This is a genomic window from Primorskyibacter sp. S87 (genome assembly GCF_049801055.1).
Classification (GTDB): domain Bacteria; phylum Pseudomonadota; class Alphaproteobacteria; order Rhodobacterales; family Rhodobacteraceae; genus JBNAGF01.
The window spans coordinates 146,592-159,670 of record NZ_JBNAGF010000009.1; the positions used below are offsets into that span (position 1 = coordinate 146,592).

Below are 13,079 nucleotides of genomic sequence, written 5' to 3' on the forward strand. Positions count from 1 at the left end.
CGCCCCGAACGGCAGTAAGCCGGGACAGGATGAATCCCAGAGCGGAGCATTGAGCGTCATTGCTTGGTTCGCCGCAAGATACGGACGACCGTTCACCGAAACGGCTGTAGTGAGCCGCATTCCAGCTGGCACCAACACGCGCCACGCCGACGGGTTGATTCGAGGATTTGAAACGATCGGCCTTCGCGCGCGGTTGTATAAGTCTACCTTGCGGCGGCTCGACCCTGCCGTGCTTCCCTGCGTGGCCTTCGACCGGACCAATCGGCCTGTTATCGTGGAGAGCTTCGACAGTAGTCGCCACACTGTAAAGATCACCAGCGCCCACACAGGCAAAACTACGCGGGAGCCGGTTCGCGATCTGCAACGCAGGATAGCACCGCAAGTTTTACTGGTAACCCCCGAGCAGGGCGACGCCCGAGCTCTGAAATCGCCGCCCGGTGCTGCACAGTCCAATGGCCACTGGTTCTGGGGACCGGTATTGGGCAACTGGCGGTCTTGGGGCCAGATCATGCTGGCCTCGCTACTGATCAACATTCTGGCGCTCGCGCTGCCTCTCTTCATCATGAACGTCTACGACAGGGTGATCCCAAGCCTGTCATTCGTAACTCTGTGGACCCTCGCAGGAGGCGTCGGCATCGCCATCGGGATGGACTTGTTGCTGCGGGCGCTTCGGGCGCAGATCATCGAGCGGATTGGCCGCCGCGTCGACTTGCAGGTCGCCACCTCATTGTTCCGACAGGCGATGGATCTGAGAATGGCCGAGCGGCAATCCGGTGCCGCAGGTCTAGCGAGCCGCATTCGCGAATATGAAGCTGTCCGGGAATTCTTCACATCCAGTTCCTTTGCCTCGTTCGTCGATCTGCTTTTCATCGGTGTTTTTATTGCCGTTCTGTTCGCAATTGTTGGGCCGCTGGCCTATGTGCCGCTTGCGGGAGTTGCCGCGATCCTGTTGGTGGCGCTTGTTGCGCAAATCCCCATGGCACGCTCTGCCTCGCAGGCCGGGAATGTTGCCACTCATCGCCACGTGGTGCTGATGGAGGCCCTGTCGGGCGTCGAAACACTCAAGACTCTGAACGCCGAACCCGTCATGCAGCGTGAATGGGAAGGCGCCGTAGCAGCTTCGGCACGGGTCAACGGCCGAACACGGCTCTGGTCGAATTTCACCTCTAGCTGCACGATCATGGTGCAGCAGCTTGTCAGCGTGGTGATCATCGTTCTCGGCGTCTACATGATTGCCGAAAATCAGATAACGATCGGTGGCCTGATCGCGGCCAACATTCTTTCCAGCCGAGCGCTGGCCCCACTGGGGACCATCGCACAAACCGTATTCCGGGCGCAGTATGCGCGCAAATCCATGTTGGCGCTGAACGAGATGATGGGGCTGGAAACCGAGCGGGAGGCATCCATCAAATCGAACCTGCGCGTAAAGACCGGATCATTGTCGATCCGCGATGTCGGTTACACCTTTCCCGAAGCACAGCTGCCTGCGCTGGATCATCTCTCACTGGAGATCGCAGCAGGCGAAACAGTGGCCCTTTTGGGCAGGGTCGGCTCCGGTAAGTCGACACTTGGCAAGTTGGTCTCTGGATTGATCCAACCAGACAGCGGGCTTGTTCTGGTCGATGACTATGGCAGCAACCAATACGATCCGGCCGAGCTTCGCACGGGCATCGGATACTTGCCGCAGCGGTCAGAATTCTTCACAGGCACGCTGCGCGAAAACCTTGTTCTCGGCCGCCCCAACGCCACGCAGGAGGAAATCGACGAAGCACTTTTCATCGCCGGACTGTCAGATTACGTGGCCGAAAGCCCCGAAGGACTCGACTTGCATATTGGCGAAGACGGCAACAACCTTTCAGGCGGTCAGGCGCAGGCGCTGGCTTTGGCCCGGATCTTGTTGGGGCAGCACAAGCTGCTCTTTCTTGACGAGCCGACCAACGCAATGGATCAGGTGATGGAACAGCGGGTATGCGAGCGCCTAGGGTTGCTCAAAGCGCGGGGGACGGGCCTGATCCTGTGTACGCACCGAGCCTCTCTGGCCGATCTTGCGGATCGATTTGTCGTACTCGAGAAGGGTCGCCTGCTGATCGACGGGTCCAAAAACGAAGTGATGCAGCAACTCGTCTCGGCCGATGCCGACAGCGGGGGGGCAGGTTGATGTTCGGGCGCCGAATCGAAGAAGAATTCGTCAACACCGCCGAAACACAAGAACGAGGCGGCGATCGGGGCACCACATTCCTTCTCCTGCTGACGGCTGCGCTTGTTGGTGGCTTTCTCTGGTGGGCGCACACCAACAAAATAGAACAGGTCACGCGCGGCAACGGCACGGTCATTCCGTCACAGAAAGTTCAGGTTGTCCAAAGCCTCGAAGGTGGCGTCGTCCGTTCCATCCTGTTGCGCGAAGGCGATCTGATCGAACAGGGCGCTGTCCTGATGCAGATCGACGACACCAGCGTTGCTGCCGAGCTTGGCGAACTCGAAGAGCGCAAGAACGCGTTGCTGGCCGAAAAGCTGAGGCTTGAAGCCGAAGCGAAATTGCAAGAGGTGCTTGAATATCCCGATGAGCTGGCCGCAAAGTCTCCGTTAGCGACCGCCGTAGAACTGGAAGTGTTCCAGTCGCGAAGAACCCAGCTAGACAGCGAACTCGAGATCCTCGGCGACAAGATCCGTCAACGGCGCAGCGAACTGGCCGAACTCGAAGCCCTGCAAAGTAAGCGCCGTCAGGTTATTGCACCACTGGCCGAGGAGATCGAACTGGTCAGCAAAATGACTGAGTCTGGCACGATCCCCCGCATCGAACTGTTGCGGCTCAATTCGCAAATGGCAGAGCTTCAAGGTGATCTGACCGTCGGAGAAGCTGCGAAAGTCCGGGTGGAAAGTTCTCTCGCTCAATCCGAAAACGAACTGGATGCGGCAGTCTCAGCTTATGTGCTGACAGCACGGCAGAGGTTGGCGCGTCTTCAGGTCGAGCTTGCCGTCGTCCAAGAAGAACTGCGTGCGGCCAGCGAGCGTGTCACCCGTACGCAGCTCCGATCTCCGGTGCGCGGCACGATCAACGCGCTGTCGGTCAACAGTATCGGCGCGGTGGTTCGACCGGGACAGGAAGTGGCGGAGATTGTACCAGCGGATGACGGCTTGCTTATCGAGGTAAAACTGCGCCCGGCAGACGTGGCCTTCGTGACACCCGGCGCCGAGGCCTCGGTCAAGATAACTGCCTATGATTACCTGATTTACGGATCTCTCCCCGGCATTGTCGAACGCATCGGTGCCGACACGGTCACGGATGCCGAAGGAAACGAGTTCTTTCGGGCAGTCATCCGAACAGAGCAGAACATTCTCGGCCCGGCTGACCAACCGCTGCCCATCTCGGCCGGAATGGTGGCATCGGTCGATATCCGCACCGGACAGCGCACGGTCCTCGAAATTCTACTGAAGCCCCTGCGCCGCGCCCAGAACGAGGCCCTGCGCGAAGGGTGATCATTTGGTCTCGGCCACAAAGACACCGTCCCAATCATCTGGCGGGTCACGCATGAGCCGTCGCAGCCTATCGCCATAGACCTCGGTGTAACCCGACAGTTCAATGTCGAGCGTTTCGGCAAGATGGTTCACCTCAGAAATATAGTCTTTTGCCGCCTCGAACTGTCCAGTCCGGTATGCGTCGAGCATTTTCCCATTCTCGGCCTGAACCGCCAGAAACATGGGATTTTGCGCCAGTTTCTGATCGCCAAACAAGGCAAATATGCGCTCAGGCAAGGACTTACCCTTGACCCTGATCAGGTCCAGTTCCAGCAAGGCGAAACTGTCCTGCACCGCCAGCGCGGTGGCCTCGCCCACGACGATGGAAACCCCGTAAGTCTTGGTCTGACCCTCCAGCCGTGACGCCAGGTTCACCGCATCGCCAAGGGCTGTGTAATCAAAGCGTGTGTCACTCCCCATGTTGCCGACAACACATTCTCCGGTGTTGATCCCGATACCGACATTGATCGGCTCGTACACAGTCTTTTTTCGCGGTCGCAAGCGTCGCGTTTCGTTCAGGTCATCCACCGCCTTGAGCATCCTGAGCGCCGCCTCGCAACTGGATTTGGCATGCCCCTGATCATCCAGCGGTGCGTTCCAAAACGCCATCACAGCATCACCCATGAACTTGTCGATGGTCCCACCGCTCAGCATGATCGCATCGGACAGAACCGTCAGGAACCGGTTCATCAATTGGGTCAACCCCTGCGGGTCTTCTCTGAACCGTTCGGCGATAGAGGTGAACCCGCGTACATCGCTAAACAGCACCGTCAATTCCCTGTTCTCACCTCCCAGCTTCAGGTTGTCCGGATCCTTGGAAAGCTGAGACACCAGTGCCGGAGAAACATACTGACCGAAAGCGCTGCGGATCTGGTTTCTCCGCAGTTCCTCGCGCAGATAGTTGGCGCTGGAAAACAGCATCACCATCAAACCGGTAGAGAGCATGGGGAATGTCGGATCAATGATCTGATTTGCGTTCAGGAACAGATAGAAGGTGAATGCGCCATATCCCGCGATCAGCAGGATTGAACTCAGGATGAGCCACCGGGCTGCCAAAATTGGTGCGAGAAAGATCACAAGAATGCACAGCGATGCGGCCCAGACCAGTTCCTGAGCCAGGGCCGTATTCGGTCTTAGCAACAAATCCCCTGCCAAAATGTTTTCGAGCAACTGGGCGTGGATTTCGACACCGGCCATGGGAATTCCAAGCGGCGTTGCGCGAAAATCCTCCAGCCCGATGGCCGAGGTACCTACCAAGACAAGATGGTTCTGCAGCCGACCGGGCGGAACCCTGTCCTGCAAAAGATCGGCTGCGGAAACAAATCGGTTGGGGTCAGACACAGAATAGCGAGGCCAAACTGTAGCATCCGCCTCGGTTTGAATAAGCTTTCGGGCCACCACGATCCCATCGACGCCTGCCTCGTTGGACTTGACGGCAAAGGCGTCGCCCCCGGTCGCAATGCGCAATAACTCGGGTGCAATGCTAAGGCGGATCTGGCCTTGAACCAACATGACCAGCGGAACCTTTCGGTAGACACCATCCGGATCCGGCAAGACCGTAAACACCCCGCGCCCGCTTGCCGCTTCTTCCAATTCAGGCAAGTTCTGGATCAGCTCCGGAAACTGCAGAAGAAACGGGCTGGGATCCGGCCCGAGCATCGCATGCGGTACCTGCGGAACCTCGCCATCGGTCTGCGCGGTTTGCGTGGTTCGAATACTCGATTGACCGGCGACGACACGCGATCGCCGGAATGTCTCGGCCAACACAAGGTCATTGGACGGCATCGCAGCAAGCTCTGCCCGGACGTCCGGAGGCAGGTTCGGGTTATCCGCAGCGACAAGTGCCGGGGACAGCCGGTCAGGCTCCGAAAACAAGACGTCGAACGCAAGAGCGACGCTTCCTGCCTGCATGGCCTTTTCAGTCAGTTCAGCGATCTGGGTCCGCGGCCAAGGCCATTGGCCGATTTCAGTCAGGCTGGCGTCGTCTATATCGAGAATGGCGACTGGAAACTGGCCCAGATCACGCGGAAAACTCTGTTGGAAAAGATCAAAGGCCGAGAGCCTCAGACGTTCCACCGGGATCGGGTCGATCACGCGCAGTGTCAGCAGGGCTGCAAGCAACACCACCCCGGCAATTCGGGACAGGCTGATTCTTCGCAGAAGTCCTGAAAGCGTCAATGTATGCCCCTAATGGTTGAATCTGGCATATCTGGCTGCGCTTTTGATTTAATTTTCCTATCCGTCACAAAGTTCGTTGCCTATGGGCGCTCACCACATTTCGGCCACAATTGCGAAATGATCGCTAGATCTCGATTGGCCATCATCCCGGTCCTGAAAAGAAATGGCGAAAATGTGAATTTAGAGGCACAATTCTCAGCAAGATTTTTATTATTGCAATGATTTTTGACAAAAAGGCTTGGGGGCGATGTCGCGTGGCGACCTTTATACTGGTGACCTGTCTTTAGTGCGGTCAGTCTTGGCCGCTGATTCAAAAGGTGCGTCAGATAAGCTACAAATTCCCGACCATATTGATCTGTATTCAGCTGAGTTTTCCAAGGCTGGACCCAATTTGGTCATTCAGAATGACAACGGCCAATCTTTGGTCATTGTCGACTATTTCCGCAACGGTGAAGCACAGGATCTCATGGCCGCCGACAAGGGTGTGCTGCGCGGCCATGTTGTCGAGTCGCTCGCCGGTGCGGCACCGGATGCACGGCTTGCCCAGACGTCTCCGACCGAAGGACCAATACCGATCGGACAGGTTGAAGTCGCCGAGGGCAGCGTTCGCGTGCAGCGCGGCGACGGTACGGTTGAAGAACTCGATGTCGGGGTCAAGATCTATCAGCGTGATGTTCTGATCACCGACGTGGACGGCAATCTGTCGGTCACCTTTGCAGACGGGACGATCTTTACCTTGTCGGCTTCTTCGCGGATGGTCGTGGATGAGCTGATCTATGATCCCGAAAGCACCGAAAACTCGGGCGCGTTCAGTCTTGTTCAGGGCGGGTTTGTCTTTGTGGCCGGCCAAGTCGCCAAGACGGGTGGCATGACGGTCGATACCCCGGCGGCAACCATGGGGATCCGTGGCACTAATGTTTCTGCCAAGGTATATACCGTCGGCGGCGAAACCGAAGTTCAAATGGCGCTGAACAAGGACTTCGACGGAACCCTCAGCTCGATCGAAGTCTACGTCGACGATGTGCTTCAGGGCGTTATCACAACCGACACCGAAGTCTGGGTGGTGTCGACCGCAGACGGGCGGGTCGAACGCTTTCCTCGCACGATTGACGATCAGGCCGCAGACCAGGAGCTGATCGACGAGGCCTATGAGGCGTATCTGGCCGCTCAGGACCGGATTGCACAGGGCCAGAACTACGTTGAACAGGAGGCACGCTCGGGCAATATCCAGAGAGGCACGCCAAGCGACAACAACTTCAACGATCTTCCTGAAAACTCCGGCCCGGAGGAACAACAGGAAGGGCCGGAAGGCGACGAAAATCTCGATGACGGGTTCGACGATACCAATCTGCAAGATGACGGTGTCGACAATCTCCGCGATCCCGAGGAACCGCCGGTCGCCAATGATATTACCGTAACGGGGCTAGAAGACGCATCCGGCTCGGATCCGATCAGGGGTTCGGTGCTGAGTGCAGGACAGGCCAACCAATCTCTGACATTCGGGATTGAAAGTGCCCCGCAAAACGGGCAAGCCGTGATCAACGAGCTCGGCGAATTCATCTACATTCCAAACCCGGATTTCGCCGGGCAGGACGTGTTCACCTACAGCGTTTCGAATGGGGCGGACGGGTTTGACACCGCGACCGTGACGATCAACGTAGCACCGGTCAACGATGCGCCCGAAGCAAAGAGCGATCAGGCGCAGACAGCCGAAGACATGCCTGTCGTAATCGACCCGCTGACAAATGATTTCGACGTCGACGGCGACAGCCTCCAGATCGTCAGCACAACCCTGCCGGCAAATGGCAGTGTGGCAATCAACAGCGACAATACGCTGACCTATACACCGAAGCCAAATTTCAACGGCGTCGACCGTTTCACCTACAAGGTCGAAGACGGACAGGGTGGCAGCGACAGCGTCGAGATTGTTGTTACGGTCAGCGATCTCAATGACCAACCTGTTGCCGGGGGCGACAGTATATCGACCAACGAAGACCAGCCAATAACCTTCGACCCGCGGGACAACGACACGGATGCAGACGGTGATCCGCTGTTTGTCACCAAGGTTTCCGATCCCGCCAATGGGTCAGTCATCATCAATGTCGATGGCACACTCACCTATACTCCCGATCCGAACTTCAATGGCATGGACAGTTTTACCTATGTCACCGAGGACGGAAACGGAGGCAGCAACACGGCGACGGTTTCCGTTTCGGTTGGCGATGTGAACGACGCACCGGTAGCGGCGAATGATCCGGTGACAACAAACGAAGACCAGTCGATCACTTTCGACCCGCGTGGCAATGACAATGACCCGGATTCCAATCCACTGTCCGTGTCAGCCTGGACCGACCCGGCCAACGGCAACGTCGTGCTCAATCCTGACGGAACCCTGACATATACGCCGAACCCGAATTTCAGCGGCTCCGACAGCTTTACCTACACGGTGCAAGACGGGCAGGGTGGCAGTGCCTCGGCCGAAGTTTCGGTCACGGTTTCGCCGGTGAACGACCAACCTGTTCTGGGCGCCGATTTCGTGTCCACGGCCGAAGATCAGCCCGTCACCTTCGACCCACGCGGAAATGACAGCGACACCGACGGGGATGTCCTGCAAATTCGCGAGACTTCGACACCAGTCAACGGCAATGTCATTATCAATATCGACGGCGGCCTGACTTATACTCCTAACGCGGATTTCAACGGTACTGACAGTTTCACTTACACGGTTGTTGACGGACGCGGCGGCACAGCAACCGGAACGGTCAACGTGACTGTCAGCTCGGTCAACGATCCTCCGGTTGCCACTCTCGATGCAGCAACCACAAACGAAGATCAGGCGGTTACATTCAATCCGCTGACAAATGACATGGATCCAGATGGCAACCCTCTGAGTATCAGCGGAACGTCAAACCCATCCAACGGATCCGTCGCGATCAATCCCGACGGGACGCTCACTTACACGCCAAACCCAAATTTCAACGGAACCGACACATTTTCTTATACCGTATCGGACGGGCAGGGCGGCAGCGCCACGGCGCAGGTATCCGTCTTTGTCGGGCTGGTGAACGATCCGCCCGTTGCCGCAGATGACACAGCCAGCACGCTCGAAGATCAGGCCGTCACCTTCGACCCGCGCGGCAACGACGTGGATCTGGATGGCGATCCCCTTTCAGTCACCGGAACGTCAACGCCTGCAAATGGATCCGTCAGCATCAATGCCAATGGCACGCTGACCTACACACCAAACGCCAATTTCAACGGCACAGACAATTTCACCTACACCGTGAATGACGGCCAGGGAGCCAGTGCTTCCGCAACCGCTACGGTGACCGTAATCCTGGTCAACGACTTGCCTGTGACCGTTGATGATGCGTCGACAACCAGCGAAGACCAAGCCATCACATTTGACCCCACTGGCAATGACAGCGACCCGGACGGGGATCCGCTCACGATAACTGGCACCTCGGTGCCATCAAATGGCGCGGTTGCCATCAACTCTGATGGCACTCTGACATACACCCCCAATGCCGACTTCAACGGGACGGACAGTTTTACCTATACGGTAAACGATGGGCAGGGCGGGCTTGGCATCGCAACCGTCAATGTCACCGTAACACCGGTCAATGACCTGCCAGTGGCAACCAACGATGAGGCCGCCACCAATGAAGATCAGGCGGTCACCTTCGACCCGCGGACCAATGACAGCGACGTGGACGAAGACCCGCTAACCATATCAGGGACAAGTATGCCGGCGAACGGATCGGTTGCAATCAATCCGGACAACACGTTGACCTACACTCCGGATGCCCATTTCAACGGAGCAGACAGCTTCACCTACACCGTGAGCGACGGGCAGGGCGGAACCAGCACCGCCACCGTAAATGTCACGATTGCAGCGGTGAACGACCTGCCAGTGGCCGTGAACGATATAGCCGCCACCAACGAAGACCAATCGCTCACATTTGATCCCCGCGACAATGACAGTGATATCGACGGAGACCCGCTGACGATCACCTCGACCACCGCCCCGGCTAACGGGTCGGTCGCGATCAATCCTAACGGTACGCTGACCTATACGCCGGACGCTGATTTCAGCGGGTCCGACAGTTTTACCTATACCGTGAATGACGGGCAGGGGGGGATCGCCACTGCCACCGTCGATGTGACCATCGCACCGGTGAACGACCCGCCGTTGGCCGCTGATGACACAGCCTCGACAAACGAAGATCAATCCGTAACCTTCGATCCGCGCAGCAACGACAGCGATGCGGATGGCGACCCGCTTTCCGTTTCCGGGACCTCGACGCCCTCGAACGGATCGGTTTCAGTCAACGCAAACGGATCGCTCACCTACACTCCGGATGCCAATTTCAATGGCACCGACAGTTTCACCTACACTGTAAGCGACGGGCAAGGCGGGACCGACACCGCAACCGTGAACATAACCATCGTTGCAGTGAACGACCCGCCAGTTGCGGCGGACGACACCGTTTCGACGAACGAGGACCAGCCCGTCACCTTCGAGCCAAGGGGCAATGACAGCGATATCGACGGGAACCCCATTTCAATCGGAGCAACCTCGACCCCATCCAATGGCTCGGTGGTGATAAACGCCAATGGCACCCTGACCTATACACCAGACGCGAACTACAACGGGGCCGACAGTTTCACCTACACCGTGAGTGACGGGCAGGGCGGCACAGATACCGCGACGGTAGATGTCACTGTCACCGCTTCGAATGATCCGCCCGAGGCCACAAATGACAACGTGACAACGGCGGAGGATCAGCAGATCACCTTCGATCCGCGCGACAATGACAGCGACCTCGACGGTGATCCCCTGACCATCACCGGCGCTTCGAACCCGGCCAACGGTTCGACAACGGTCAATGCCGGAGGATCGATCACCTATTCGCCCGATGCGAATTTCAACGGCAACGACAGCTTCACCTATACGATTTCAGACGGTCAGGGCGGAACCGACACCGGCACGATTCAGGTCACGGTGACTGCCGTGAATGACAACCCAGATGCTGTGAGCGACACAGCGTCCACGAATGAAGATCAGGCCGTTATCATTTCCCCGCTTGGAAATGACTCAGATGTCGATGGGGATACCCTGACAGTCTCGGGCACATCGACCCCGGCCAACGGTTCTGTCACAATCAATTCGAACGGAACGCTCACCTATACTCCGGATGCCGACTTCGCTGGCAACGATAGCTTCACCTACACCATTCAGGACGGGCAGGGCGGATCGGACACCGCCACCGTTTCAGTCTCTGTTGCACCGGTGAACGACCCGCCGATCGCAAGCAACGACAGCAGAACGACCAACGAGGATCAGGCGGTCACGTTCGATCCGCGGGTCAATGACAGCGACGCTGACGGGAACACACTGACCATCACCGGGACCACAATCCCGACCAACGGATCGGTTGTCATCAACGCCAACGGCACGCTGACTTACACTCCGGATGCCAATTTCAACGGTCAGGACAGCTTCGGCTATACACTCGAAGACGGGCAGGGTGGCAGTGATACAGCTACGGTTCAGATCACGGTCAACCCGGTCAACGACGATCCCGTGGCCAATGACGATGCCAGAACAACCGACGAAGATCAGCCAATCACGTTCGACCCGCGAGACAACGACAGTGACATTGATGGCAACCCGCTTTCAATTTCGGCAATTACTGTGCCGGCGTCCAGCGGGCTGGTTTCCGTCAACCCGGACGGGCAACTGACCTACACGCCCAATCCGGGTTTCTTCGGAACCGACAGTTTCACCTATGAACTCAGCGACGGGCAGGGCGGCACAGACACCGCGACGGTCACAATCACCGTGAATGAGGTCAACGAAGCACCGACAGCCAACCCCGACCTGCTGATCGCTCCGTTCGGCAGTGGAGGATCTGTCGTGGCAACCGCCAATGACACCGACCCGGATGGCGACAGCCTGAACGTCATAAGTGTCTCATCGGCCCAAAACGGATCCTCTGGCTATTCCGGCGGCACGGTCACCTACACACCTAACAGCAACTTCTTCGGGCTCGACAGCTTCAGCTATACCGTCAGCGACGGAACGCTGACCGACACGTCGACCGTAACCGTGGTCGTGGAGCAGGATCCGTCCTCGCTGCCGCCCGATTTCCCGGTAACGATCAGCTTTGATCCCAACGCACCCGGCAATGTTCCCGGCAAGTTCGACATCGACATCACTTCGGTGCAGTCAACGAACATCAACCTCGTTTTTGCGATGGACAGTTCCGGCAGCATCGGGCAGGCGGGTTGGAACACTCAGGTTTCAGCCGTGCGCAATGCCCTGGTCAATCTGGCCAGTGACTTTAGCGGGTCGCAAACCAATGTGGATGTCTACATCATCAACTATGCGACTAATGTTCAGACGGTGGGCAAGTTCAATCTGGTCAGCGAAACGAGCCAGCTGCTCAGCGCAGTGGATTCTCTACCCTACCAAAGCGGTGGAACAAATTGGGAAGGCGCGCTGAACACGGCAAACAGCTTCTTCGGCAGCGAGCCGTCCGGTGAAGTCAACATCATGTATTTCATCACGGACGGGAACCCTTTCCCGGCCAACCAGAACTGGCAAGGTGCCTTGAGCAACCTCAACAGCTCTCATTCTGTAGACATCGAAGCCTTTGCAATCGGCAACGGCGTCAATCTTGGAAACCTCAATATCGTTGACAGCGACGGCTCGGCCACCTCTGTGACCAATGCCGGGGCGCTCGAGGCAGCTTTCGGACAAACACCGTTGTTCAACGCGCAGCTGATCGATTTCTCGCTCAGGCATAACGCCGACGGCATCGACCTGGGAGAAATCGCTGACGAAAACAGCCCGTCGCTTACGACAGACGGCATCAATTTCGATCTGGCGCTGGCAGACATTCCGGGGCTGCAAGGCAATCTTGGCGACGTGAATGTGTTCTCGGTCTACGCAACCTTCGATCTTGACGGCAATCTGTCGACCACCGGCGATCAGGTGGAGGTGTTCTCGGTCGGCACTCTGACAACATCGGCAGTGGCTGGAGTATCAGCCTCCAGTTCTTCACCGACCCCAACACCGACATTGGCCCAAGGGGGATCCGGTTTGGTTCCGTTGTCACTGACCCTGTCCGGCGACCCACCCCCATCACCGGGATCACCACCCGAGGCACAACAGCTTCAGGGCGTGCTGGACCTGTCCGGAACCGGTGGAAATCTTCCAACCGGCGGCGGCGGGCAATCTGGCGGCGGCGCAATGGGCGCAACCGGATTTACCGATAGCCTCGGAGGTCAGCTCCCCGGCCTGTCAATGGATCCCGCCGAAGCGCCGTCAATGCCGTCGGCCTGAGCCCCGTCAAAATCAAGCCAATCCACCCGACTGC

At 57.7% G+C, this 13,079-nt stretch carries 4 protein-coding genes; 3 read left to right on the forward strand and 1 reads right to left on the reverse strand.

Translation table 11 applies throughout. The features are described 5' to 3' along the window. Positions 1-49: 49 nt before the first annotated feature. Entirely contained in the window at positions 50-2,158 is a 2,109-nt protein-coding gene (locus tag ACP15U_RS15645; protein ID WP_425046088.1) for a type I secretion system permease/ATPase, read from the forward strand. Then, entirely contained in the window at positions 2,158-3,477 is a 1,320-nt protein-coding gene (locus ACP15U_RS15650; RefSeq protein ID WP_425046089.1) for an HlyD family type I secretion periplasmic adaptor subunit, read from the forward strand. Before ACP15U_RS15645 ends, ACP15U_RS15650 begins: the two co-directional genes overlap by 1 nt. Here ACP15U_RS15650 and ACP15U_RS15655 read toward each other — a convergent pair whose 3' ends face one another. Continuing rightward, positions 3,478-5,694 carry a CHASE2 domain-containing protein gene (locus ACP15U_RS15655; protein WP_425046090.1) on the reverse strand — a complete coding sequence of 739 codons (2,217 nt, stop codon included), beginning with the start codon at positions 5,692-5,694 and terminating at the stop codon, positions 3,478-3,480. A gap of 391 nt (positions 5,695-6,085) precedes the next feature. Here ACP15U_RS15655 and ACP15U_RS15660 point away from each other — a divergent pair, with 391 nt between their 5' ends. Then, positions 6,086-13,045, forward strand: coding sequence for an Ig-like domain-containing protein (locus ACP15U_RS15660; RefSeq protein ID WP_425046091.1), 6,960 nt, complete (start codon positions 6,086-6,088; stop codon positions 13,043-13,045). The last annotated feature ends 34 nt before the right edge of the window (positions 13,046-13,079 follow it).

What these genes read in the sequence shown, in the direction of transcription:
- ACP15U_RS15650 (WP_425046089.1), top strand. Translation starts at nt 2,158, where the DNA reads ATGTTCGGGCGCCGAATCGAAGAAGAATTCGTCAACACCGCCGAAACA.